Origin of the sequence: Neolewinella sp. (assembly GCF_965214665.1) — a bacterium.
GTDB lineage: Bacteria > Bacteroidota > Bacteroidia > Chitinophagales > Saprospiraceae > Neolewinella.
Window position 1 is genome coordinate 4192558 of record NZ_OZ243970.1, and the last position, 25768, is coordinate 4218325.

A 25768-nucleotide genomic window follows, 5' to 3' on the forward strand; every position below is an offset into this window, starting at 1 on the left:
TCCTAACGAGCGCCAACCACGAAGAAAGCATCAGCACCTTATCTTTGTAAATCTTGTACGCCACTACACGATTTACATGGATACTCTATACCTACCACGCATACTCGAGCATCGACTGACGCGCTTAATTCAGCAGTTTCCAGCCGTGGCAGTACTGGGTCCCAGGCAGGTAGGAAAGACATCCTTGGTGCAGGCAATACGCAATCAGGTAGGCAAACCATCCGTCTACCTCGACCTAGAGCGGCAGGCGGATTTGGCGAAACTGCGGGATCTGGAAAGCTTCGTAGAACTGCACCGGGAGCAGTTGGTCATCCTGGATGAGATCCACCGGCAACCGGGACTGTTTGCTGAGCTCCGGGGGGCCATTGATCGGTACCGGCAACCCGGTCGTTTCATCTTCCTGGGGTCTGCATCAGCCGAATTATTACGGGGAAGTTCCGAGAGCCTGGCCGGCCGTATCGCCTACCTGGACCTCCACGGCCTGACCTTTTCCGAGGTACGCTCTACCGTAGACTACCGAACGCTATGGCTAAGGGGTGGCTTCCCGGATAGTGTGCTAGCATTGGACGCAGAAGCCAGTCAGGAGTGGCGGCTAAATTTCGTGCGTTCGTACGTCGAGCGGGAACTTCCTCGCCTCGGCCTCGGCGCCGACCCCGTCGTGCTGCGGCGACTGTGGACAATGCTTGCGCACGATAACGGACAGCTACTCAACAAAACCAAACTCGCCAGTGGACTGGACCTCAATGTCAGGACCCTGGACAGATACCTCACCTTCTTCGAGCAGGCGTTTCTGCTACGCCGGCTACCGCCCTTCTACGCCAACGTAGGCAAGCGACTCACCAAATCTCCTAAACTCTACCTGCGGGATACCGGAGTCCTTCATACATTGTTAGGAATCGACACTCCGACGGACCTACTCGGCCACCCTGCGATCGGCAGCAGTTGGGAAACGTTCGTCCTGGAAGAGCTGTGGGCGCTAAAACCCGGCTGGGCCGAATACTTTTTCTACCGCACCCAGGGAGGGGCCGAAGTTGATCTGGTCATCCTCCGGGGAGGAATACCGTACGCAGTAGTGGAAGTCAAGCATTCATCGGCACCGAGTCTGCGGCGGGGGTACTTTTCGTCGGTCGAAGACTTACGCCCCAAGCATCAGTACGTCGTTGCGCCGGTAGAAGAAAGTTATTTGCTACGGGAGGGCATTCGAGTGGTAGGGCCAGCCGAATTAGCTGAACTGTTCTAAGCCGCCAGCTTCACCGATACCGCCACCGGCCCCTTTGGTCCCTTGCCCGTATCGAAACTCACCCGGTCACCCTCCTTAACGGGCTCTTCCAGGTTGTCGACGTGTACGAAAAAGCTCTCCTTACTGGTACTTTCCTCGATGAAGCCGTAGCCCTTCTCGGTATTGAAGAACTTCACGGTGCCCGTCTTGGTGAACTTCGAGGTATCGGACTTTACCGAAGAGGGCGTACTGATGTCGATGTCTTCGATGTCGACCGACTGGCGCAGGGCGGGATCGGGCGGCTGGGTGGTGAGGTTGCCGTCCAGACCGACGTACATGAACTCCGGTGGGTTGAGGGGACTATCCTTTTTCTGCTCGCGGGCGTACTGCTTGTCGCGCTTTTTCTTTTGCCGTTTCTTTTCGCGTTCTTTCTTGTTAAAACTGATAGCCATAGGTAGTATTTAAGCTGTCTGGACGGGGTGTCGAGGCCGCTTGTTGTTTGATTGGATAAGTTACAACCGGTGGGGTTGGGGTTAGTTGTGGGGGCGGGGTCGCGGGATGCGGTAGAGCTGGTGGGATGGCGGGAGGGATCGTAAATGCGCCCTACTTTTACCCCATGCGTATCACGCTATCCGCCCACCAAGACGCCCTAGCCGAGCTCCCCCGCGTCACGGAGGGGGCCATGGCCGGGGGTGTACTACCTGCGTTGCTCCTATTTTCGTGCAAAAAAGATGGCGGTAGACACTAAATTCAAAGTCGGCGACTACGTACGTGCTCGCCCGGACTTCTTGGCCGAGCTCGATGACGACCGGCACGAGCCGATGGCCGAACACTTTGGTGGCAAAATTATCTCACTGGACCCAGCGGAAGGCTATGCACTGATCAGTCTGGACGCCGATTCGCTTGCCCATTTTACGGCCGACGATGTACGACAAATGGACGAGGAGGGGCTCGATCCCTACCAGTACGCCTTCGGACTGGACCAGCTCGTACCCGCGCCCCGCCGTGATACGGAAGCCACCTACCGCGCCGCGGTGGCCCGCATAGAGCAGCTTCTCGATGAGCAGCTTGCCGAAACCGAAGAAGAGTATGAGGCTACTTTTCAACGCCATAAACAGGAGACACTAGACGCATTTGCTACTTACCTACGGCAGTCCGGTGCGGAGGAAGATGACTTTAGTCAGCAAGTCGGTAGTATCGAGTTATTCATGGACATGGCCTTTAACTACGCCGACGTAACTACCCCGGAAGAGTACACCCCCTACGCCGTCGAAGAGGTGATGCTGGACGTCATGCCGCGTAAGTTGAGCGCGAACCGGGATTATTATGTCCGGCTGGCCGATACCTGTGTCACCTACCTCGACTGGTTGGGCCAGTCCGGCCGCCTCCGCGACGCACCTAAAGTACTACGTGCCGCTCGCGCCGCCGCGAAGAAGTTACCCGCCCGGGCCATGGATCCCAGCCGCTGGGGCATCAGCAAAACCCTCATGATGGGCATGCAGGACGAGGGCATCGACCCTACCGACCGGCAGCAGCTCGATGCCTATATTACTCGCTATAACGCGGGGCTTGATCTGCCCCGGCACACTGCTACTCCTCCGCCCAGCCCGCCGCCGCATGAGCGCTTTTCTTACGGCCGCAATGACCGCATCACGGTGGAGTATGAGGACGGGAGCCGCAAGGAGAATACGAAGTTCAAGTATGTGGAGAAGGACCTGCGGGAGGGGCGGTGTAGGGTGGTGGGTTAGAACAAGATAGGGGCAGAGGGCGGGGCCGCAGGTGCAGTACGGGTGGTGAAAGCACGATCACCTAGCTCGACCCAATGGGGTAGGGCATGGGGTGTTTTAACCGCCAATTATTTTATTACTTGAGCTCCCGATGCCTACGCCGACTACCAATGCCGTTCGCCTGCTATTACGCTTGCTGGCGGCACCGGGGCGGTTACAACGAAAGGACCTGGCCGAATACCTCGGGGTGCCGAAACTGGACACCGTCACCGGCTACATAAACAACCTCCGGGAGGCGGGCATCGACATCCAGTACGACCAGCACTACCGCTACTACGTGGTGCCCCGGCGGGGATTCAAGGAGCTGGACTACCTCGCGCCACTCTCAGAAGACGATAAGACGCGATTGAAGAGATTACTCGGCCAGCTCCCCACCGCGGAAGCTACCCAACTGTACAACAAGCTCGAATCGCTCTACGACTACCAGCAACTCGGCCTCGAAGCCCTCCGCGAACCCGAGCTCGAAAAGATCAATGACATCGAGCGGGCGTGTAAAGAAAAGCGCCGCATCTTGCTGGTGGGCTACCGCAGCCGGTCCGGCAACGACGTCCGCGACCGCAAGGTCGAAGCCTTTGCCGTAGAACCGGAGCGGGGCATGATCCGCGCCTACGACGTGGCCGCCGATAAGCGGCGCACCTCCTTCTTCATGCTCTCCCGCATCGAGCGGGTCACCCTCCTCGACGAATTCTGGATGTGCGAGCAGGAGCACTACTACCGGCAGGCCGATGCCTTTAACATCGTGATGGACAAGACCGAGCTGGTGCACCTCACGCTAAAAGTTAGCGCCTACAACGACTTGGTAGAGCGCCACCCCCAGGCCCGCCAGCACATCGTCGCCGGCAAAACGGTCAACACCTACGACTTCCAGGGACGGGTGAATGCGAAGTATATCGGCCTGCTGCCCTTTCTGCTGGCGAACTGGCAGCATGTGGAGGTGCGGGGGCCGGCTAGTTTGTTGGTGCGGCTGGAGGAGGAAATCGGGGCGCTACGAGATAGGTGGGGTGGGGGAGTTCGGGGGTCACCCTGATTTTTGGGGTGGGTTGGGGAGTAGGTTTGCCGGACGATTACAGCGACAACGATGAGTTCAATCTTACGAGAGAAAATCTGGCAAAACTATGCAGCAAGCTCAGTCGGGCGTAGCCGGAAGGTTTGCAATACCTCATTGAGCTGGTCAAGGAAGTCCTGGCGTAAGCTTACGTACTGCTCTCGCATGAAGGCATCTTCTACGTGTAGGTCGATCATACGATTGACTTTGTCGATCTGTTCAAGGAGATCGCTCGCTTGGATGGCGGGAGGGACTGAGCTTTGGTCTTCCATTGTCGAAAAGCCTAGGGCGGACAAGGTAGCTTATTTAACGGGAACGGGTAAAAGCAAGTTCCACAAACCCCTTATCGAAACGGCGTTTTCTACGATCCATCCGTGTTTTGGAAAAGAGATCCAGCCAGTAGGCCCTATTGTAGGCTTCCCCATCGCCGTTACCATGGATAAGTAGAAGTAACCCTTAACTTTACTTCTAAACTTAGCACCATGCGAAAGAGCAAATTCACCAAGACCCAGCAGCAGGCCATCCTGGCCCAGCACGACGCGGGCAGCAGCGTGGCTGACCTGTGCCGCGAGCACCAAATCAGCGCCGCTACCTTCTACAAATGGAAGAAAGGCCATCAAGACGACAGCAAAGCAGAGGAGCGTCGCCTTGCCGAGCTAGAACGGCAAAACGCCCATCTGAAGAAGATGTACGCCGAACTCAGTATGAATCACGAGATCCTGCAGGAAGGTTACTCGATGCTAAAAAAGTGGCAGGCCCAAGACGTCAAGAAGAAATGATCGACGTGATCCGGCAGCGGGATGACTCTCGGAGCATCCGTAAGTGCTGTTGCGTCTTGGGCTTTCGTCGGCAGACCTACTATGCAAGAAAGCGGGGCCACCGTCCTGAGGTAGCGGATGAAGAGTTGGCGGCCGTACTACGCCAAGCTTGTGAGAAACACCCATACTGGGGCTTCTGGAAGATCTTTCACTGGCTGAGGCGTAAGCCCGAGCATACCTTCAATCATAAACGGATGTACCGTATCTGGAAGCGGGAGGGGCTCAACCTGCGCCGCCCACCAAAACGTAAGCGTATCCACCGCGAGTACCAGGCCCTGCTAGCCCCCGAGGGCATCAACGAGGGCTGGGCCATGGACTTTGTCAGCGACTGGGTAGTGGGACCGGGGCAAAAGTCGGTGCGGGTGATCAACATCATGGACGAATGTTCCCGGCGCGCCCTGTGGACCGAAGCGCACACCAGCATCTCAGCCCGTAAGTTGATCGAGGTGCTCGATCAGGTGGTCGAGGTACGGGGTCGACCCAGCTACATCCGCTGTGACAACGGACCGGAGTTTATCAGTCATCAACTCAAGCAATGGGCTACCCACCAGGGGGTAGAGCTACGCTTCATCCAGCCCGGTAAGCCGACGCAGAACGGTCTGATCGAACGCCTCAACAAGACCCTACGGGTGGAATGCCTAGATTTGACGTGGTTCACGACCTTGGAGGAGCTCAACGAGGAGATGCAGCACTGGTCGCTGACCTACAACCTGGACCGCCCCCACGCGAGCTTGGGTCACCAAACGCCGGCCGAACATGAAATCGAACATCAGAAATTCTACTATTCAGCGGTAGCGGCTTAAGGGAAGCCTACAGCACGTTCCGGCCGGCGCTGCCGACTGCCTGGGCCTCTGAATTGGACCTTGTGGAATTGAAAGTCGCCATTTTTTAGGATGGAGCTTTCGTCTACCACAACTCTGAATTGGACCTTGTGGAATTGAAAGCAGAGAACGAGCGGGCGGGAATTGTCAAAACCAACTCTCTGAATTGGACCTTGTGGAATTGAAAGCGTGTGGAATAAAGATACTGACCAAATGCCCGGGCCTCTGAATTGGACCTTGTGGAATTGAAAGAACGAGGTTCGTAGTGCTTTCATTTGTATGTGTCTTTCTCTGAATTGGACCTTGTGGAATTGAAAGTACTTGATTTGGAGGACCAGCTATTAGCCGAACAACCTCTGAATTGGACCTTGTGGAATTGAAAGCCGAGCGCCTGGCTGTATGCGCTGGATGTCCGGAACCTCTGAATTGGACCTTGTTGAATTGAAAGGCCCTCGAACGCATCCTCACCACCACCGACGCCAAACTCTGAATTGGACCTTGTGGAATTGAAAGTCACTTAGGCGTAGCCATAATTCCACCCCGGCCCGGGCTCTGAATTGGACCTTGTGGAATTGAAAGTTGTAGTAGGGGTTGGTACAGTCCCACACGGGTTTCCTCTGAATTGGACCTTGTGGAATTGAAAGGCACGGGGCACCTCCGGATCAATTCCAAGGGGGTTGCTCTGAATTGGACCTTGTGGAATTGAAAGGAAACCTCCGTGACCTCTACCTGGAGGCCGTGCTCCCTCTGAATTGGACCTTGTGGAATTGAAAGTCTACAGCGCCGCATGGACCACCGGGGAACCCCCCTGCTCTGAATTGGACCTTGTGGAATTGAAAGGGAGGGGCAGCGCTGTACCCGAAACTTGTATTCCGCTCTGAATTGGACCTTGTGGAATTGAAAGCAGTAACCACCGGGTCCACCATTGGGTGAGAGCACAACTCTGAATTGGACCTTGTGGAATTGAAAGTACTCCTCTTCAAACACTTGGTACAGCAGGCAGGTGGCTCTGAATTGGACCTTGTGGAATTGAAAGTATCGCCGGGGGTCTGCTCACCCCGGGCGGGCTCGCTCTGAATTGGACCTTGTGGAATTGAAAGCTGCCACGGCAGCGGCTTTGAGCCCAAGCCTACCAGCCTCTGAATTGGACCTTGTGGAATTGAAAGGCGCGTTCTCATGGGGCCGACACTGCCCGAAATACGCTCTGAATTGGACCTTGTGGAATTGAAAGGCGGTGAGTGGACGGGCTACTGAGGCGGCCGTAGCGCTCTGAATTGGACCTTGGGAATTGAAAGCCCTGGGTGAGTTGGCTGCTGCTGCAGGTCTGCCTGCTCTGAATTGGACCTTGTGGAATTGAAAGATAGTTTAATGGCCCCCAATGCCATGGACAATTCGGCTCTGAATTGGACCTTGTGGAACTGAAAGTCAGTATCCCAAACCGCGTAGAGCACCCCTTCTACCCCTCTGAATTGGACCTTGTGGAATTGAAAGTGCGCCTTGCCTTTGCGGTGCACTAGGATCATGCAGGCTCTGAATTGGACCTTGTGGAATGACTACTAACGCCTCCAAACTAAACCCCCGCTTTCCCTCCTGTACTAAGACTACAGAAACCAAACTCAATTCTCACCCCACAATCTCCAACCGCTTCCCCAACCCCACCTCCACAATCTTCCGCAGGGTCTTATACCCAATGTCCGATTTACTACTTTCGATTCGGCTGATGTAGGACTTGGAAGTCCCCACGCGACTGGCAAGCGCCTCCTGCGTCAATCCTGCGGCTAACCGCGCTTTTTTGAGCTGTCTTGCGAGCTTATAGGCACTGTCATGTTTCTTGTCGATCACGCTGTTTTCGTACAGAACCATAGGGTCAAGATCCAAAGCGACAGTAGCCTGTTCCCCATCAAGCAATTGTATCGACATGGTAATGTTAGGCCACGTTAGGGTACCATTTTCGACCATAACCTTTTTGACTTTCTCTACATCGTAGAGTTCCGCGGTCAAGTCGTCCTTGTTAGGCTTCCACTGATCAAGTAGCTGGTCCAGGTCAACCCTTCGATACTCCCCATTACTAAACACGCAAGTAATACGGTAATCGTTTACCTCGATAACTTTCAGTACGTCGACTAGGGGCTTCATCTCTTTATAGGTGGATTCAATCGGTCGAAGAGCTCCGCTAAGGCGGTTTGATTTTCTGCGGCCCATTGAGCTACTAACTTTAGCTTCCGATTTGGTAAACTGCCATTTATAATTTCTAATGTAGCAATCTCAACCTGAGCCTTATGCTCGGCAAAAGCAACATGAAAATGGGGTGGAGGATGGTCGTTCATGAACATCTGTATTTTGACTCCGTCGAGGACATGAAGGAGTGGCATGCAAGTTATCCGTTTAGGTAACAAACATAAGCAATAGTTGTTGGAGACGGTTTCCGTCCCGCACCAAAGCTCCTCTACTACATCACCACGAACCCCCGCTCCCCCCCAGCCCCCAAATACCGCCCCAAAGCGATCTCCGCCCGCGCCCGCCCGTGACTCCTGCGGTAGGCGAGCTGGGCGGGGCTAGCCGTCAGCGTATCACCGAGTATGTTGACCTCGGGTTGGATAATGAGGGCGTTGAAAAACTTCAGCGCCCTGCCCCGCCCACCAGTTTCTATGTCGTAGTCGTAGATGGGCTGGTCGGGAAGCTTGTCCCGGACCTGGGAGAGGATGTAGTTCTTGTCGACGAACTCGCGGATGTCGTTGTTGAAGATCTCGGTGATGGCTACGTCGAGCAGGGCGCGGAGGGCGATCTGGACGATGTTCTTGTCGGCGAACTCCTCGGGGTCGATGCGGCCGGAGCTGGTGTTGATGATCACGATGGTGTAGTCTTCGGGCGATCCGTCCTTGACGATCTCTCTGATCACATCGCCGAGGGGGGAGACGTCGCGTACTCCGCCGTCGATTGCCTGGCGTACGGTACCGTCTACGGTGGCGATCGCTTCTACCGGGGGCCAGACCACGGGCATGGCCGTTGACGCCAGTACCCCGTCAGCAAAGGCGGTGTCGCTGCTGAATTCGTGCTGGCTTATGGAATAGTACTTGCCGTCATTGAGCGACACGAATCCGCACTTGAATATGGTATTCCCGATAGCCTCGCGGCGGGCTATCCCCAGGAGCTTGTTGCGTAGGGGTGTATTATCCGCAACGGCCCGGAATTGCTGAAACTCGGCGGCCAGCGAACGTAACAAGGCCTTGCGACTGAATACTGCCCGCAGTAATAGATTACGGGTAGTCTGCGGGAAGTTTTTGCGGATGGCCTGCCAGTCCAGGGTCAGTTTGAGGGTAGGATTAGGCGTATCCGGCCCCGCCGTGGTGTCGATAAAATCGGAGGTATAGATCTCCTGCACGCCGCGTTCGGCTACGTCGTCCCACAGCTTTTCGAGCACGTCGAAGCGGTTGAGGGCCACCAGCAGTCCGTTGAGCGAGCCCACCGAAACGCCCGCTACGATGTCAAAGCTCAGTGGGGGCCGGTCGGGAGCAATTTTTTCCCAGTTGTCGCGTAGGTACGCCAGGGCGCCCACCTGGAAGGCGCCCTTGAAGCCACCACCGGAGAGGACGAGGGCGATCTTTTTCATGGTGTGGAAGGTACGGTAACCGTCGCATCCCCAAAACCCTAACACGCTCATAACACTCACCCCCCAACGCCCCCCGCCCCCCAACCGTCTAGCCCACCAAACAATTTAACCGTGAAATTTCTCCCTTCCACCCTCTGTCTCCTAGCGCTGTTACTCCCTAGCTGCGGAGATGACGACGACGACATTCGCCGCAGCTGCGGCCCCGCCATCACCATTAGCGACGGGCTCATCAGCGAGGAATCCGATCCCTTCCAACTAGTGGATGCCCAGATCGACGGACTGTGTCTGGAAGTCATCATCGCCGCCACCAGTTGCTCTACCGCGAACTGGTCCATGGATCTGTTCACCTTCGGGCAGGTAGCCGGAAGACTACCCACCCAGACCTCCGCCCGCCTTTTCTTTGATGACGGACTGGACGAAACTGATTTCACCTGCCAGGTGATACTGACCGAAACGTACGCCTTCGACCTCTCCCCCTACCTGACCCCGGAAGTTCTTCCCACCCAGCTTACCCTGACGGGCACCGGTACCACGCTACTGGTGAAGTAGCGCCTGAACCCCTTTCCCTTCCCTTGGGTTACCCCGTAGTGCCACCGGTGCACCCGAACACTACAACCAACCCAAGCGATGCCTACTTACCTACTGCCCTTCGTCCTACTCTTTGCGTTTGCCCCCCTCGCCGCCCAGAAGGGCCAGGCCGTCACCGAGGCCGGGGCGGTCAAGATCGAAACCATCGCTGATAGCCTGGATCACCCCTGGGGACTGGCCATGCTGCCCGACGGTCGCATCCTGCTCAGCGAGCGCCCCGGCCACCTACGGCTGCTGAACCTACAGGACTCAACCCTGTCCGATCCCATCGACGGGGTGCCGGAGGTCTACGCCGAGGGGCAGGGCGGACTGCTCGACGTGGTGCTCGACCCCGACTTTGCTACCAACCGGTACGTCTACCTCTCTTACGCCGATCCCGGACCGGACTCCATGGCCTCTTCCGCCTTCGGTCGCGGCCGCTGGACGGGTGAGGCGATCGAGGACTTCGAGCCGCTCTTCGTGCAGGAGTACAAACTTAAGGGACAGAAGCACTTCGGCTCGCGCATCGTTTTCGATAGTAGCGGGCACATCTTTTTCACGATGGGCGAACGCTTTCAGTTCGAGCCGGCGCAGGACTTAAAGAATCATCTTGGCACCGTGGTGCGTCTGAACCGCGACGGCAGCGTACCGGACGATAACCCCTTCGTGGGCAGTGACACCGCCCGCGCCGAAATCTACTCCTATGGCAATCGCAACATTCAGGCCGCGGCCATCGACCCGGCCACCGGTCAGCTCTGGGTAGCTGAGATGGGCCCCATGGGCGGGGATGAGTTCAACGCCATACAGTCCGGCAATAACTACGGCTGGCCCATCGTGAGCTGGGGTGACGACTACGATGGTTCTCCGCGCCCCGACCCGACCACCCGCCCCGAGTTCGCCGATGCGGCTATTCACTGGTCGCCGACGATCTCTCCCTCCGGACTGATTTTCTACACCGGCGACGCGTTCCCCGAGTGGAAGGGCTCGGCCCTGATTGGAGGACTTACCGCCTCCGGTATCGTCCGCGTAGCCGTCAACGGGATGGAAGCCGAGGAGGTGGAACGCATTCCGTTGGTAGCCCGTACCCGTGCCCTCATGCAGGCCCCCGACGGCTCTATCTACGTACTTACCGATGCCGACAACGGTAAGGTCCTTCACCTTCGCCCCCTCCGCGAGACCAAGTAGGCCCGCTATGAAACTCAACGAAGCCGCCGAAAAGAAGGCCACCGACCTCATCAAGTCTCGCCAGTACGTCAAGGACAGCGACTGGAGCCAGGCTCAGCCCTCCACCGACGAGGAGAACGATTACCTCGAAAAGCACGGCTGGGATGACTACAGCCAATGGCACCTCAGCATCCACGAGGACAAGAGCAAGGAGACCAAGGGGCGCTTCGGCTTCCCCTACGGAGATTTTCGCCGTGTGCACCACGCTGGCCTGATCGCCGCCAAGCAGCGCGCTGCTCAGCAGGGGTACGACGATGTTGAAAAGGCTGCCGATCGCCTGCTTGCGCTATTGGATGGGCAGTAGGCCCAGGTTTACTGCACTTCATCCCATCTATACTCCTGCAAGCGTTCCAAATACAGGTAGGAGGCCACGAACTCCCGGTGCGCGGGGCTACTCATCTTCTCCAGCACATTAAGCGCCGAGACGTAGCTGGCTAGGTTGCCGTTAGAGGAGCAGAACTTCCCGTCCTCGACGTAGGTGACCTTACTGTCGTCCTGCACCCTGAGGTTGGGGTAGTCGATTTGGAGTTGCTCGCCGCCGCCGATCCAGGTGACGATCTTGCGGCCGTCGGCGATGCCGGATTCGCCAATCAGTTGGGCACCGGCGCAGTTGCTGACGGTGTAGGTGGTTTCCTCGTTCTTACGGCGGATGAAGTCGACGATCTTTTCGTTGTGCACCTGCTCGTACATATCGTAGGCGCTGGGCACGAAGAGCACCGTCAGAGTAGGAGCGTTGTCGAAATTGTAGTCGGGTACCAGTTTCAGGCCTTCCTCGGTGGTGATATGCGCGGTCGTCTGGGCGATGGTGACGACGTTGAAGAGTTGGTCGCCGGCCTCGGTGGGTTTTCCGAATACGTCGGATGCGGCTACGACCTCACTCTGTAGTACGCCGTCGTACATCAGTAGACCGATGGTCGGTAGGTCTTCCCGAAAGGGTTTGATGTGCTTGCTGGCGGCGGTGGGATCGCCGACAACTTCCTCGGTAGCGGTTGCCGTTTCGTCACTGGACTGCTCTGGGGTGGAGAAGTCGCAGCCGGTGAGGACTAAAAGGACGAGGAGCAACGTAACGGTACGTGAGTAGATCATGGCTAGGGTATTCGGTAAATAACCCGATTGGGAAGTGCGGGTTGACGGACGTTGCCGTTCCCGGTAGCGCTGCACCTGCGGCCCCGCCCCCCGCCACACTTCCCTCGTCCCCCGTCCCAAGTCCCACAAATCCAATATCGCCTAGCGCGAATCGTTTATCGCATAGCTTTACCCCTTACCTTTGCCCCCCCTAAACCCCACCCCCCCCATGGGAACTGACGCCTACGACAAACTCTGGAAACTCATCGGTCTACGCTACAAGAGCCACCCCTGGCACGGCATCGAGATCGGTAGCCGCGCTCCGCGCATCGTGAGTGCCTTCATCGAGGTGATCCCCTCCGATACGGTCAAGTACGAGATAGATAAGAAATCGGGCTACCTGATCATCGACCGGCCGCAGAAGTTCTCCAACATCGTGCCGGCGCTGTACGGTTTTATCCCGCAGACCTACTGCAAGGATAAAGTTGCCTCCTACTGTATGGAGCAGTGTGGCCGCCAGGATATTGTAGGTGACGACGATCCGCTGGACATCTGCGTGCTCACCGAGCGCGAGGTCACCCACGGTAACATCATCGTGAAGGCCAAGGCCATCGGTGGCTTCCGGATGCTCGACGGCGGCGAGGCCGACGATAAGATTATTGCCGTACTCGACAATGACGAGGTCTACGGCAAGTGGGAGGACATCGACGACATGCCCGACCCCATCCTCAACCGCCTGCGCCACTACTTCCTGACCTACAAGCAGTTGCCCGGCAGCGAGGTGGAGGTGGAGATCACCCACACCTACAACCGCGCGGAGGCCCAGGAGGTGATCCGCCGCAGCCAGCAGGACTACGCCGACACCTACGGCAATCTGGAAACGATGATGAGCGCTACGCTGATGGAGGCCCTCAGTATCGGGCAGCGGCAGCAGGACATCCTGAGCAGTCTTTAGGCGGGCCGTGGGGGGCCGGAGGACGTGGCATTAAAGTAGAATATGAGGTCATACGGGCAAAACCGTAGGAATAGCGTCGCTTAGGTGCTACTTTTACGCCGTATAACCAAATGGGCTAGCTAGCCGTTTACGATCATAGCCCCGGTAGGTACCGGGAGGAAGCCGCCCACTTATAACCTTAGCTTATGCATCTCAGTCCCGCCGCGTGCGAGGAATTTACTACGCTAAACGACCGCCTGCAGGCCTTTGCCGGGGGCGAGACCGTGTTCGGCAACCCCGAACTGATCGAGCGGTTCCTGAGTAGTGAGGCCGGCCGCGAACTGAATGAGAAGCAAAAGCGTAAGGTACGCAACTTCAGTACCGTCAAGCAGGGCCAGTTCTACCTGGTCAAGCAGTACAAAAAGTATGCCGTGCTAATGGACGACCACCGCCTCTACGGCGTAGTGGGCATGTGTGAAAGCCCCGAACAGATGGTGCACGGGGAGCTTCCCGCCCTGGTGGAAGCCGTACTGCAACCCTTCGATAACAAGATCGTGCTCGCCGAGCTCGCCCCCACCGAAGCCGGGGAGGATGCACCAAGCCGGAGCGACATCGAGTACGAATTTAAACAGATAAAAGACGTGCGCGGAATAACCGAAACCCTCGACCCCCGAATGCTGGAGCAGCAGGCCAGCCCCGCCGCCCAGCGCGCCGAAAAGCAACTGCGGCAGTACCTCAAAAGCTCCGCTACCCAGGAGAAGCACAAGGAGGACATCGACAAGGTGCTGAAAAAATTCCCGGAGCTGCACGACGTGTACATGCAGATGTACTCCAAGCTCAGCGCCCGCAACATCAAAAAGGAGCTCAAGGCCAACGGCGTACGCGAGCGCCACTTCGCCGTGTACAACAATAGCGTGGTGGCCGTAGCCCCCACCCGCGGCGAGCTGCTCGACCAGCTCAGCGACTTGAGCTTCGACGGCATGATGGACCAGTGCGCGCTGTTCCGGCTCTAGCTGCCGAGTACAATGCTGCCACTCCCGATAGTCATCGGGACGGCAGTAAAATGCAGCCTCTGGCTGCGCTATAGGGTATGCCTATCACCTACTCACCCCGCCATCCCTTACAAGACACCACCCTGCACGTAGAGGTAGCTGAATATGACCCTACCGTCCACCCGCGCGAAATCAGCTACTTTGGCCACCGCTGGCTGGAAACGGGGCGGCAGTTGCGAACGGAATATCTCGATGATGCAGGTCGTATAACCCTCCGCTTCCGGCTCAGCGTAGTCATGCGTTGCGGACTTATGTACGCCGACGGAGTAGCAAATTTTCTGCAACAGCCGGGAGAGGCGACCTATCTGCGCATAGCAACCACCGCATCAGGCTACAAACTCGAAGTGATCGGCAACTCTTTCGTTGATCAAAGCTACCGATTACTGAGTGACGAGGTAGTTGGCCCGGAAGGAAACGCTTTTCACCGGGCGGCAGATAGTAGAGACCTTTCAATCTACCAAGAGGCCGCGCAACGGTACGAAACTGCCCTTGCCGAACGGCTTACCCGATCGTTACAGCGACACTCCATCACGAATGCGCTTATCTTAGACTACGGTCGGCAATTCATAAAGTATGCGGTCAAGTATGACGTATGCCTCTACCCAGTGACCATTACCCAACCCGGACCGGAGCAACACCGATTATTACAACTTGCTCGCTTCGCGGACACCCCGCAGGTACTGGAGGAGGGCCCGGTATACTGTGATGACTACCTCGAGTATGTATACCTAGGTATCCTGCAGCTCGAGCAGGACATTGATACTGCATACCGACGGGGTTCGGCCGCCTGGTTCGCCGAGGCGGACCGGGTCTACCGTACCATCAGCCACCCCTTTACGGAAGCATTCTTGCGCGCCCGCTTGCTGTACGCGGCGCTACGTACCCTCACCGACGACGTCATTCTGCAAACTACGGAAGCCTTCCTCGAAGACTGTCCGTATCCCCTGATCCGTGAACCGCTCCAAAAGCGGCTAGACCTGGTGACCGGCCCCACCCCGGAGGAATTCTACACCGAACGACTGCTATCTCTACCGGCAGGCGTAGACAATCCAATACCAGCCCTACTTGAGCGCCACGCCGGTAAGGTGGTGGTACTGGACGTATGGTCAAGTTGGTGTGGTCCCTGTGTCATCGAGCTTCAGCAAGGGTATCCGCAACTAGCGGCAAAGTATGCGGACTTACCGGTAGCTTTTGTGTTTCTATCGGCGGACAAACAGGAGAACCTCTGGCGGGAGGCAGTGAGTGAGCTGCCCGAATGTGGGGAACACCTCCGCCTAAACCCGACCCAACTATTGGTAGTTGCTGACCTACTGGGCGTTTCGGGTTATCCCCATCATGCCGTGTTCGATCAGCGGGGTGGGCCGGTAGTTACCGATGCCCACGGCGGTCTTGAACTACTGGGCAATCTTATCAATCAATTATTGGCGTAAGGGCTGATCCGCAAGGCGCACCAGCAAGCACAAAGAAACTAACCACCCCCTCCCCCGGTTATAGTGGCTGACCACCAAGGCCCAGCCCCACCACACCGTCTTCGCTATGAACTTCACGCAACGTCTCGCCGGCCTCCGCGCCCGCCTGCATACGTGGCGCACCGAGCGACCCAAAACCTTCTACAGCCTCACCGCCTTCCTGACCCTCGGCCTACTGGGGGTACTAAGCGTGGCCGTCCTGCTGGTAGCCGTCAACTTGGGGATCTTCGGACACCTACCGAGCCGCCAGGAGTTACTCGACTACCGCAACGATATCGGTAGCGAGGCCTACGACGTGAACGGACGTAGCCTGGGCCGTTTCTTCAAGCAGGACCGCGAGGAAACCGCCTACGAAGAGCTACCACAGCACCTGGTGCACGCCCTGGTGGCCACCGAGGATAGCCGCTTTCACACCCACGGCGGCATTGACTGGGAGGCCTACGCGCGGGTGCTGTTCAAGACCATCCTACAGGGGGCCGACGATCAGGGTGGGGGATCGACCCTGAGTCAGCAGCTGATCAAGAATGCTTACGGCCGGCCACCACTGGGCTACGGCTACCGGGTGGATATGCTGCTGCATAAGCTGCGGGAGGCCATCCTGGCCCGCCGCCTGGAGGATGTGATGCCAAAGGAAGAGGTGATGGAACGCTACCTCAATACGGTGAGCTTCCCGGGCAATACCTTCGGCATCACCGCCGCCTCCCGCCGCTACTTCCAGGTGGAACCGGCGGAGCTGACCGTGCGGCAGGCCGCCAGCCTGGTCGCCTCCCTAAAGGGCACCAGCAGCTACGACCCCCGCCGGGCCCCGGACCGCAACGCCAGGCGTACCGATTTGGTACTGACCCTCATGGGGCGGGCCGGCTACCTTACGGCGGAAGAGGTGGCCGCCGCCCAGGCCGACCCCCTCTGCATGGTGTACTACCGCGAGCCGCCGCGGAAGGTCGAGGCTCCCTACTTCACGCAGCAGGTACGGCAGCAGGCCGCCGAGCTCCTGGCCGATCGGAAGCACGCCAACGGCCGGCACTACAACATCAATACCGATAACCTACGCATCTACACCACCCTCGACCTGCGCTACCAGGCCCACGCCGAGCGGGCCGTGACGCGGCAGATGAAGCTCTTGCAGCGCGATTTCGAACGCCACCTGGGGCGGCGCGATCCCTGGGAGACCCAGGCCTCCCTGGCCGGAGCCATCCGTACGAGCGACCGGTGGCGGGCGGGCCGGGCTGCGGGGCTGGACAGTTTGACCCTGGTCGATAGCTTCAACGTGAAGCGCCAGATGCAGCTGCCGGTACCGAACGGCGAGCCGCTCGTAGGGCAGTACAGTGCGCTGGATAGCGTGGCCCACTCGCTGCGGTACCTCCGCGCCGGATTCCTGGTGCTGGACCACAGCGACGGGGCCGTCCGCGCCTGGGTGGGGGGCTCCGACTTCGGCTTCAGCCGTTACGACCACGTGACGAGCCGGCGGCAGACGGGCTCCACCTACAAAGCCTTCGTGTACGCCGCCGCCCTGCGCCAGGGCTACGACCCCTGCTACCGGCTGAGCAATGCCCTACAGACCTACGCCGACGAGGACGGACCTTGGACGCCCCACAACTCCGACTGGGTGCACGGTGGCACCTACAGCATGCACGGGGCGCTGACGCACTCCAGCAACGTGGCCGCCGTGAAGATGATCATGGACCTGACGCCGGAGCCGGTGGTGGAGATCAGTCACGAGCTGGGCATCACGGGCGAGATCCGGCCCATCCCGAGCATTGCCCTGGGTACGGTAGAAAGCACCCTTTATGAAATGGTGGGCGCCTACGCTGCCTTTCCCAACGGCGGGGAGCACGCTGAGCCCTACTTCATTAGCCGCATCGAGGAGGCCGACGGCACGGTGATCTACACGCACGCCGCCGAGATCCGCCGGGTGCTGAGTGAGGAGCAGGCCGCCACCATGGTAGCTATGCTGCGCCGGGTGGTGGAACAAGGTACGGCCAGTCGCCTGCGCTGGGAGTACGGTGTGCTACAGCCCAGTATCGGCAAGACCGGTACCACCCAGAATATGGCCGACGGCTGGTTCGTCGGTAGTACGCCCACCCTCACCGGCGGGGCCTGGGTGGGGGGCGAGAACACGGGTGTACGGTTCCGCTCCGGCGAGATGGGCAACGGTGCCCGCTCGGCCCTGCCGGTGTGGGCTTATTTCCTCCAGAATATGGAGGCGGATACGGCACTGGTGGGGGCCCTGGGCGAAGATTTTTCCGCCCCGTCGGACGAGCTACGTCGGAGCATGCGCTGCGCCGAGTACGTACCGCCCACCACGGAGCGGGTGGAGGAAGTCCTGGATACCACCGGGGTGCCTGTGCTCACCAATCCGGTGGAGTTATAGAGAATTTTAGGACACTAGATTGTGTTTATACCGTTCGGTGCATTATATTGCGTGCGACTTCACCTTTAAGACACCCGAACTAACACTCCCTCTCTCATGCGTTTCTCTTACTGGCAGCTGAGCACTCTTGTGCTCCTGGCTGCTTTTCCCCTGCTTGCGCAGCGGGGTAGCTTCACCCCTGTATCCAAGACCGTCATTCTCTGTGAAACACCCGGTAGCTCGACTATCGCAGAGGCTCTCCAGCCCGTGTTCAAGCCCAAACGGGTGCCCACTAAGAATGCCAATGTTATCATTCAGTTTCTGGCGGCCGGGCGGCGGATGAACGGTAAGGTGTGTGAGGAATATCCAGACACCGCGAAGATTGCATTCCGCTACGCTGCCGCGCAGTGGTCGAACGTGTTACAAAACGAGCAACCGCTTAATATCCGAACCTGCTTCACAGAAGTAGGGGATGGAAAACTCGCATTGGTATCTACTCCTGTTCTTGAGCTTAGGGGCCCCCGCGCTTTGAGTGAAAATGCCCTTTACTACCCTAAGGCAATTTATGAATCGCTCGCGGGTCAGGATACCCCGGGGCCGGACATGGAGATAGCCATTGATAGCAAAGCCTTCTTTTACTACGGTCTCGACTGGTTCGAAAACGAAGCACCGAGAGTACTCTACGATTTTGTTACCCTGGTGCTGCACGAAATGGGTCATGGATTAGGCTTCTATGGCACAGCTCGGTACATCGAAAATTTTAGTACCGTTGGCTTGCAGGCAGGTGTCATCGAAGGTCGGCCGCTCCGCATCCCCACCGTCTTTGACCGTGCCGTCACACTCGGCAATGACCCCGATATATCCCTAATCGACCTACCCGAGAATAGTGCGGAATTGGACGACGCCCTTCTGGGTAAAGAAGGCGGCCTTTTTTTCGACCGGTCGCAGATCGAGCGCTATAGTCCCGGTGCGGACCGCTTCCGCCTCTATACCCCGCAGCAGTACAGACAAGGCTCCTCCTACACCCACCTAAACGATCAGAATCAACTCATGCACCACGCACTCGTACGTGGTGCCTACCAGCGCGATCTTACTCAGACCGCAGCCATCCTCCAAACCCTCGGCTGGGCCGGCGAGGTCCAGGTAGCCGCCCCCGTCACCCTTACCCACTTCACCGGCACCGCCCGCGGCCAGGACGTCGACCTCAGCTGGACCACTGCCACCGAGACCGAGAACGAGGGCTTCACCGTGGAGCACAGCACGGATGGCCTCACCTTCACCGACATCGGTTACCTGGCCGGGCAGGGCACTACGACCCAGTCCCACGACTACGCCTTTACCCACCCCGCGCCGGGGGCCGGTCTGCACTACTACCGCCTACGCCAGACCGACTTCGACGGCAGCATCAACCTCAGCGAGCTCGTCGCGGTCATGGTCACCGGTGGGGCCACTACGGCACTTGAGGGGCCCTTCCCCAATCCCAGCAACGGTAGCGCGGTGAACCTACGCTACCGTAGCGCGCAGGCCGGTAACCTCACGCTGCGGGTATGGAGTAGTGCCGGTCGGTTAGTCTACGAGCAGCCGCGGACAGTCAGCGTGGGTACCAATACGCTCTCGTTTAGTCTGCGGGATCTTACTTCCGGGGTGTACGTTCTTCAGGTAGTGGACAGAAGTGGGCTGCACACGCGTAGTCTGCGGATACGGTAGCCTCTACACCACAACGGGGCGGGGCCGCGGGTGCTGGGCATAACAGAATGAACACGATTTTAGCTGAGGTAACGTAGCTGCTCGTACTGATAAATAGTTACTTTAGCCCGCTGATTCGGCGGTCCACCTCACAGCACCTACCAACCACTAGGCATATGAAACGACTTTATTGCCACGGCCTGCTCGCCGTGCTACTGCTTATTTTTATTAGTACTGGCCTTCAGGCCCAACAGACGGTCACAGGTACCGTCACTGGCGATCAGGGCGAGGCCCTTGTCGGCGTCAGTATTCTCATTAAAGGTACCGGTAGCGGCACGGTCACCGATCTGGACGGCAACTATGACATCACCGCCCAGGAGCAGGACGTGCTGATATTCAGCTACACCGGCTACGGCACCGTAACCCGCACCGTCAATCCCGGCGAGACCATCATTGACGTAGAACTGCAGGCTGGCGCTCAACTTGATGAGGTGGTGGTCACCGCCCTGGGCATCAGCCGCGAGCGTAAGGCACTGGGCTACGCCGTGGAGGAGATCGACAACGAGGCCATCACCCGCACCCAGCAGAACAACCTGGTCAACGCCCTCCAGGGACAGGTGGCCGGGGTACAGGTGTCGAGTGCCGGAGGCGGGCCGGGGCAGGCCTCCCGCATCATCATCCGTGGTATCAACTCCCTGGACCCGGACGCCAATAACGAGCCACTCTTCGTGGTCGACGGTATCCCGGTATCGAATGAGACCCTCACGGTTGGGGGCGGGGGTAGTCGTAATGTATCCAATCGTATTGCCGACATCAATCCCCAGGATATCGAGTCCATGACCGTACTGAAGGGCGGACCGGCCACGGCCCTCTACGGCCTGCGGGCCGCCAACGGTGCCATCATTATCACCACTAAACGGGGCAAGGCCGGCCGGCTATCGATCGACCTGACTTCCACCTACGGTACCGAGGAGGTAAATAAGTTCCCGGAAACCCAAAAAACGTATACCCAGGGGTATAAGGGTGTGTACGATCCAAATAGCTTCTGGCCCAGCTGGGGACCCACCGTAGCCGAGGCCCGGGACTCCGCCGCCGCCAACGGACTGCCCCGCCCCGGTAACCTCTTTAATAATTTCGAGAACGCCTACGTACGTGGCGACCAGTGGCGCAATACGATCAGCGTATCGGGGGGCAACGAGAAGGCCACTTTCCGCACCTCCATCAGTCACCTCGACCACGAGGGCGTACTGCCCTTCAGCACCTACAAAAACACCAGTTTTCGTATCAACGCCAACTACGTAGCCAGCGAGAAATTTACCTTCGGGGGCGGGGTCAACTACATCCGTAGCGGCGGCAACCGCGTCAACGCCGACCGCTTCAACGAGCGACTGGTGTACTGGGCTCCACAGGCCGACGTGCAGGACTACATCCGCGAGGATGGCTCCATGATCGGCTACCGCAATGAGGGCACGGTGGGCAATAACCCCGTGTACGGGGAGGCAACTAATAAATTCATCGACGACGTAGACCGCTACATCGGTAACCTCAACTTCAGCTATTCTCCCCTTCCGGAACTAAGTATAAATTATACCGTAGGTCTGGACCAGTACAGCGATTTCCGCAATTACTTCGGCCAGGGATCGGTTTTTCCCGGTGCCCCTAACTTCGAGGATAACCTAGCCAACGGCAACGGCTTTGTAACCGAGACCCGCATCCGCCGCCGCGACGTGACCTCCAACATTAACGCGGTGTACACCAAGGATATCGCCCCTACCCTAAACGTACGCTTCCTGGCCGGCTTCGATGCCTTTGATTCGAGCTACGACCGGGTTACGACGATCGGTAATGATCTGGACATCTTCAATTTATTCAGTCTCAACAACGCATCCGATATCCGTACTAGTAGCGGACTTGTGGACCGTCGTCTACTAGGCCTCTACGGAGACCTATCGCTCTCTTACCTGGATGCAGTCTACTTCACCGTCACCGGCCGCAACGACTGGTCAAGCACCCTGCCCCGCGCCAACCGCTCCTTCTTCTACCCCTCGGTGAGCCTGGGCGTGGTACTAGGTGAACTCACCCAGCTACCGGACCTGCTCAGCTTTGCTAAGCTCCGTGCCAGCTACGCCGGTATTGGTAAGGACACCGACCCCTACCGCACCAACGTCGTCTACCGCAACGCCCCGGGCTTTCCGATCAACAACGTGACCGGCTGGACACGTGACGACCAGCAGGGTGCCCCTGACTTAAAACCCGAGCGCACTAATACTATCGAATTCGGCGCCGACCTGCGTTTCTTCCAGAACCGCCTCTCCCTCGATGCGACCTACTACAACGCCAAGAGCGTAGATCAGATCATCCCCGTACCGGTCTCCAACGCCTCGGGTTTTTCGACCTTCGTACTCAACGCCGGCTCCATGCGTAACCAGGGCGTCGAACTGCTGCTGAAGGGCACTCCGGTCGTAACCACCGATTTCCGCTGGGACGTCAACCTCAACTACACCCGCAACCGCAACGAGGTACTCGAGATATTCGAGGGCGTAGAGGATATCCTTATTGGGAGCTCCTTCGGCTACGCCGGCTCCTCGGCTACCATCCGTCTCATCGAGGGCCAGCCCTACGGCAACATCTACGGCCGGAGCTACGCCCGCTTCGGGGCCGACGAGGACGACCTCTTTCTGGACCGCGACGCCCCACTGCTGATCGGCGAGGATGGATTCCCCGTCATCGAGACCAACCAGAAGATCCTCGGTAACACCCAGCCCGACTGGTTCGGTGCCCTGATCAATACGGTGACCTATAAAGGATTAAGCTTCTCCTTCCAGTTCGACACCCGCCAGGGGGTGCAGAAGTACAACCAGCAGGGTAACTTCTTCTCCGCCTTCGGTATCGCACCCTATACGCTGAACCGCAACGAGACGATTGTCTTCGATGGCGACACCGCCGACGGTAGTCCGAACACCACGCCCGTCTTTCTGGGGCAGGGCGAGGGGCCCGACGGGATAGACTACGAGGCTGGTTACTACCGTAACCGCTACCGAGGCTCGACGGAGAACTTTGTGGAGGACGCTGAATGGTTCCGTCTACGCAACGTAAGCCTTCGCTACCAGCTACCCACCACGCTGCTACAAAACATCTTCGTGCAGTCGGCCAGCCTCGCCCTGACCGGCAATAACCTCTGGCTGTCTACCCCCTACAGCGGTTTTGATCCTGAGGGCAACCGCGGTAATGGCAACGGCGACGACGGCTTCGGCGGCTTCACCTACCCCAGCGTGCGCAGCTTCTTTGTGACCCTTAACGTCGGCTTCTAATGACCCGTGCTATGTCTACCCCCCGTACCCTCGCTTTAGTAGCTACCGTCCTTGTGCTGTTCGTTTCCGGCTGTGGTGCCGACTATTTGGACGTCAACGAGAACCCCAATGCTGCCCTGCGCCCGCCGCTCGATGGCCTGCTCGCCAGTAGCAGCTCCGCCACGGCTAACAATCAGTTTCAGGTTAGCAACGGCCATACCGCGAATTTCGTCCAGTACCTTGCCAGTCCCAATCAGGCCAATACCGACGATATCTACCTACAGGTCACCAGCGGCGGAGCCTGGAGCAATTTGTACGATACTATGACCGACCTCTACGACCTCATTCGCTTCGGTGAGGAGGACGGCCTGGCCCGCCACGTAGCCATCGCCAAAGTGCTCATGGCCGCTAACATCGGCCTGGTCGTCGACAACTGGGGCGACGCCCCCTACTCCGATGCCTTCACCGGCCAAACGCTACGGCCCACCTACGACAGTGCCGAGGACCTCTACGCCACCATCTTCAATCTGCTCGACGAGGCCATCGCCGAGCTACCCGCCGCCGCCGACGCCCCACCCATCCGCTCCGGCAGCGACTTCGTATACGATGGTAATCTAGAGCTCTGGCGACGTGCCGCCTACGCCCTACGTGCCCGCTACCTTAACCACCTCAGCGAGACCGACCAGTATGATCCAGCCGCCGTTCTGTCGGCAGTCGACAATGGGTTCACCGGCTTTGCGCAGGACGCCGACGTGACCGACTTCACCGTGCGCAACCCCTGGGCCCAGGTGGCTGACAACAATGCCAACCTTTTGCTCGGCGGCTGGCTCTCCGAGCAGTTCGTCGATGCCCTCAACGGCACCACCTTCGACGTCGCAGACCCCCGCCTACCCCTACTTACCAACCTCAACGTAGATAGTCTCTACGTAGGCACCACCAACGGGGCCGGCCGCCGTGGTGACGGCACCGAGGTGCTCGAATCTTACCTCGTGCTGGAGGGTGCTTTATCCGCAGAAACCAGCCCGCTGGACATCATCACCTACGCCGAGCTCAAATTCATCGAGGCCGAAGCAGCCCTGGCCACCAGCGATCAGGAGCGCGCCAACGCGGCCTTCACGTCCGGCGTCACTGCTAACATGCGCGAGATCGGTGTCGACTCAGCCGGCGTCACCCGGTACCTCACTGCAGCTTACGGCGATGACGATATCGACCGCGACGACGTGTTCCGCGAAAAGTATGCCGCCCTCTTCCTCAGTCCCGAAACCTGGGTCGACGCCCGCCGCTACGATTACATGTATGAGGACTTTACCCTGGCCCGGAACGCCGCCCTGCCCACCTTCCCTTTGCGCCTACTCTACCCCGCTACGGAGACCGACCGCAACGCCGCCAACGTACCTGACGTGACAATGACGGATGCGCTCTTTTGGGACCGGTAAGATTAGGCAGCTCCGCTGCTGAAATTTAAACCACGGAGGACGCAGAGGGCACAGAGGTACTTCTAAAGACGTCTCTGTGGCCCTCTGCGCCCTCTGTGGTAGTTTTTGTACTGCTGTACCTTTAAACCATGCTCCGCTTCCTGGCCCCCCTCCTAGTTCTCTGCACCTGCGCCCCCGCCGCCCGCCCCCACGACTTCCCCGAGCCGGTCGACACCCGCACCCAGCCCATCGAGCTACAGCAGCGCCGCAGCTACCCCTTTGATCAAGGCACTCTTACCTTCGATAACGACTTCGACGGCGCCCGCCTCAACGGCATCAGCCAGCGCGGCATCGATACCTTCGTAGCCACCATCCTGCCCGAAAACACGCCCATCAACCCCAGCCCCTGGTACGCGATGCGCGTGACCGCGGAGCGGCCCCGGGAGGTGACCCTGCGCCTGACCTACCCCCCGCAGACCCGCCACCGCTACTACCCTAAGATCAGTAGCGACCGGACCAACTGGACGGCCGCTGATAGCACCGACGTGGCTTATAACAGCGACAGTACGAGCCTCGACGTCCGGCTCGACCTGCCCGCAGGCACCACCTACGTAGCCGGCCAGGAGGTGATCAACTCCAGCGATGTTCTACAGTGGCTCACCACCTTCCGCCAGCCCTACGTGCGCATCGACGAAGCGGGCAGGAGTAAGCTGGGCCGCGTCATCCCCGTCATGCGGATGGCCGGGGAAGGACGCTACGGCCACCGACCCATGATCGTACTGTTCAGCCGCCAGCACCCACCGGAGGTGACTGGTTTTCTAGCCCTACAGGCCTTCCTGGACGGAATCGTAGAGCACCCCCGCGTGGATGAGTTTCTGGATCGCTACCAGCTCATGGTCTTCCCCCTGCTCAATCCCGACGGCGTCGACCTGGGCCACTGGCGGCACACGGCCGGCGGCATCGACTCCAACCGCGACTGGGCCTACTACCGCCAGCCCGAGGCCCGGCAGGTGGCCGACTACGTGGTCGAAAAGGCCCGGCAAAACGAAACGGAGGTGATCCTGGGCATCGATTTTCACTCCACCTGGAACGACGTCTACTACACCTTCGACGCGGCCACGCCCCCCTCGGTACTCCCGGGCTTTAAGGACGCCTGGCTACGTGAAATCGAGCAGCGCATCGGTGGCGGCTTTACGGTCAATGAGAAGCCCGGCCCCGTAGGTAGACCTACCTCCTCCGGCTGGTTCAAAACGCAGTTTAATGCCGAGGGCATCACCTACGAGATCGGCGATAATACCGACCGTGCGTTCGTGGAGCGGAAGGGTAGGGCCTCGGCCGCGGCGCTCGTGGAGCTGTTGCTGGCCCGCTAGAAAATGTACCACTACGGCAAGAAGCGGGCGGGGCCGCCGGTGCAAC

22 protein-coding genes, 1 pseudogene and 1 CRISPR repeat array are annotated in these 25768 nt (G+C 58.7%); of the genes and pseudogenes, 17 read left to right on the forward strand and 6 right to left on the reverse strand.

All coding sequences use genetic code 11. The features are described 5' to 3' along the window. Positions 1-76 precede the first annotated feature (76 nt). A complete protein-coding gene (locus ACOOHD_RS17940; RefSeq protein WP_420459253.1) occupies positions 77-1240 on the forward strand; it encodes an ATP-binding protein in 1164 nt (387 codons plus the stop codon). On the opposite strand, the gene ACOOHD_RS17945 is transcribed toward ACOOHD_RS17940, so the two are convergent. After that, positions 1237-1671, reverse strand: a complete 435-nt coding sequence (locus ACOOHD_RS17945) for a cold-shock protein (protein WP_420459254.1) — start codon at positions 1669-1671, stop codon at positions 1237-1239. The two genes, ACOOHD_RS17940 and ACOOHD_RS17945, sit on opposite strands and share 4 nt — an antisense overlap. A 164-nt stretch (positions 1672-1835) precedes the next feature. On the opposite strand from ACOOHD_RS17945, the gene ACOOHD_RS17950 reads away from it, so the two are divergent. The 3 genes from ACOOHD_RS17950 (at position 1836) to ACOOHD_RS17960 (ending at position 4033) form a co-directional block, all read left to right on the forward strand. Further along, entirely contained in the window at positions 1836-1967 is a 132-nt protein-coding gene (locus ACOOHD_RS17950) for a hypothetical protein (RefSeq protein ID WP_420459255.1), read from the forward strand. Next, on the forward strand, positions 1951-2967 hold the full coding sequence (locus tag ACOOHD_RS17955) for a hypothetical protein (RefSeq protein WP_420459256.1): 1017 nt from the start codon (positions 1951-1953) through the stop codon (positions 2965-2967). The genes ACOOHD_RS17950 and ACOOHD_RS17955 overlap by 17 nt, the downstream gene beginning before the upstream one ends. Positions 2968-3097: 130 nt before the next feature. Next, complete coding sequence (locus tag ACOOHD_RS17960; RefSeq protein ID WP_420459257.1) at positions 3098-4033, forward strand: helix-turn-helix transcriptional regulator; 936 nt, start codon at positions 3098-3100, stop codon at positions 4031-4033. Positions 4034-4119: 86 nt separating this feature from the next. Here ACOOHD_RS17960 and ACOOHD_RS17965 read toward each other — a convergent pair whose 3' ends face one another. Continuing rightward, positions 4120-4248, reverse strand: coding sequence for a hypothetical protein (locus tag ACOOHD_RS17965; RefSeq protein WP_420459258.1), 129 nt, complete (start codon positions 4246-4248; stop codon positions 4120-4122). A gap of 285 nt (positions 4249-4533) precedes the next feature. Here ACOOHD_RS17965 and tnpA point away from each other — a divergent pair. Next, a pseudogene (gene tnpA, locus ACOOHD_RS17970) lies at positions 4534-4743 on the forward strand (IS66 family insertion sequence element accessory protein TnpA); the annotation flags it as partial. Continuing rightward, complete coding sequence (locus ACOOHD_RS17975; RefSeq protein ID WP_420459259.1) at positions 4653-5672, forward strand: IS3 family transposase; 1020 nt, start codon at positions 4653-4655, stop codon at positions 5670-5672. The pseudogene tnpA and the gene ACOOHD_RS17975, both read left to right, overlap by 91 nt. A 46-nt stretch (positions 5673-5718) precedes the next feature. Continuing rightward, a CRISPR array of direct repeats spans positions 5719-6922; the repeat unit is 29 nt; unit sequence CTCTGAATTGGACCTTGTGGAATTGAAAG. A 391-nt stretch (positions 6923-7313) separates the two neighbouring features. On the opposite strand, the gene ACOOHD_RS17980 is transcribed toward ACOOHD_RS17975, so the two are convergent. From ACOOHD_RS17980 to ACOOHD_RS17990, 3 genes are all read right to left on the reverse strand, one after another. Then, on the reverse strand, positions 7314-7826 hold the full coding sequence (locus tag ACOOHD_RS17980) for a helix-turn-helix domain-containing protein (protein WP_420459260.1): 513 nt from the start codon (positions 7824-7826) through the stop codon (positions 7314-7316). Beyond that, a complete protein-coding gene (locus tag ACOOHD_RS17985) occupies positions 7823-8062 on the reverse strand; it encodes a DUF4160 domain-containing protein (protein ID WP_420459261.1) in 240 nt (79 codons plus the stop codon). The genes ACOOHD_RS17980 and ACOOHD_RS17985 overlap by 4 nt, the downstream gene beginning before the upstream one ends. A gap of 77 nt (positions 8063-8139) precedes the next feature. Then, positions 8140-9300, reverse strand: coding sequence for a patatin-like phospholipase family protein (locus ACOOHD_RS17990; RefSeq protein WP_420459262.1), 1161 nt, complete (start codon positions 9298-9300; stop codon positions 8140-8142). Positions 9301-9411: 111 nt separating this feature from the next. Here ACOOHD_RS17990 and ACOOHD_RS17995 point away from each other — a divergent pair, with 111 nt between their 5' ends. The 3 genes from ACOOHD_RS17995 to ACOOHD_RS18005 all read left to right on the forward strand — a co-directional run bounded on the left by ACOOHD_RS17995 (position 9412) and on the right by ACOOHD_RS18005 (position 11395). Next, a complete protein-coding gene (locus tag ACOOHD_RS17995; protein WP_420459263.1) occupies positions 9412-9849 on the forward strand; it encodes a hypothetical protein in 438 nt (145 codons plus the stop codon). 78 nt (positions 9850-9927) lie between these two features. After that, entirely contained in the window at positions 9928-11052 is a 1125-nt protein-coding gene (locus ACOOHD_RS18000; protein ID WP_420459264.1) for a PQQ-dependent sugar dehydrogenase, read from the forward strand. Between the two features lie 7 nt (positions 11053-11059). Further along, complete coding sequence (locus ACOOHD_RS18005; RefSeq protein WP_420459265.1) at positions 11060-11395, forward strand: hypothetical protein; 336 nt, start codon at positions 11060-11062, stop codon at positions 11393-11395. Between the two features lie 8 nt (positions 11396-11403). Here the strand turns inward: ACOOHD_RS18005 and ACOOHD_RS18010 are convergent, their stop codons facing one another. Continuing rightward, the gene (locus ACOOHD_RS18010; protein ID WP_420459266.1) at positions 11404-12177 is read right to left on the reverse strand and encodes a DJ-1/PfpI family protein; all 774 of its coding nucleotides are present in this window, start codon (positions 12175-12177) and stop codon (positions 11404-11406) included. Positions 12178-12385: 208 nt separating this feature from the next. On the opposite strand from ACOOHD_RS18010, the gene ACOOHD_RS18015 reads away from it, so the two are divergent. The 8 genes from ACOOHD_RS18015 to ACOOHD_RS18050 all read left to right on the forward strand — a co-directional run bounded on the left by ACOOHD_RS18015 (position 12386) and on the right by ACOOHD_RS18050 (position 25722). Further along, complete coding sequence (locus ACOOHD_RS18015; protein ID WP_420459267.1) at positions 12386-13111, forward strand: inorganic pyrophosphatase; 726 nt, start codon at positions 12386-12388, stop codon at positions 13109-13111. 185 nt (positions 13112-13296) lie between these two features. After that, on the forward strand, positions 13297-14103 hold the full coding sequence (locus ACOOHD_RS18020) for a hypothetical protein (RefSeq protein ID WP_420459268.1): 807 nt from the start codon (positions 13297-13299) through the stop codon (positions 14101-14103). Between the two features lie 77 nt (positions 14104-14180). Continuing rightward, a complete protein-coding gene (locus ACOOHD_RS18025) occupies positions 14181-15572 on the forward strand; it encodes a TlpA family protein disulfide reductase (protein WP_420459269.1) in 1392 nt (463 codons plus the stop codon). 106 nt (positions 15573-15678) lie between these two features. Next, positions 15679-17982 carry a transglycosylase domain-containing protein gene (locus ACOOHD_RS18030; RefSeq protein WP_420459270.1) on the forward strand — a complete coding sequence of 768 codons (2304 nt, stop codon included), beginning with the start codon at positions 15679-15681 and terminating at the stop codon, positions 17980-17982. 96 nt (positions 17983-18078) lie between these two features. Then, on the forward strand, positions 18079-19668 hold the full coding sequence (locus ACOOHD_RS18035; protein WP_420459271.1) for a T9SS type A sorting domain-containing protein: 1590 nt from the start codon (positions 18079-18081) through the stop codon (positions 19666-19668). Positions 19669-19823: 155 nt separating this feature from the next. Beyond that, the gene (locus ACOOHD_RS18040) at positions 19824-22958 is read left to right on the forward strand and encodes a SusC/RagA family TonB-linked outer membrane protein (protein WP_420459272.1); all 3135 of its coding nucleotides are present in this window, start codon (positions 19824-19826) and stop codon (positions 22956-22958) included. Positions 22959-22969: 11 nt separating this feature from the next. After that, positions 22970-24373, forward strand: a complete 1404-nt coding sequence (locus ACOOHD_RS18045; RefSeq protein WP_420459273.1) for a SusD/RagB family nutrient-binding outer membrane lipoprotein — start codon at positions 22970-22972, stop codon at positions 24371-24373. A gap of 128 nt (positions 24374-24501) precedes the next feature. Further along, positions 24502-25722, forward strand: a complete 1221-nt coding sequence (locus ACOOHD_RS18050) for a M14 family metallopeptidase (RefSeq protein ID WP_420459274.1) — start codon at positions 24502-24504, stop codon at positions 25720-25722. Positions 25723-25768: the final 46 nt, after the last annotated feature.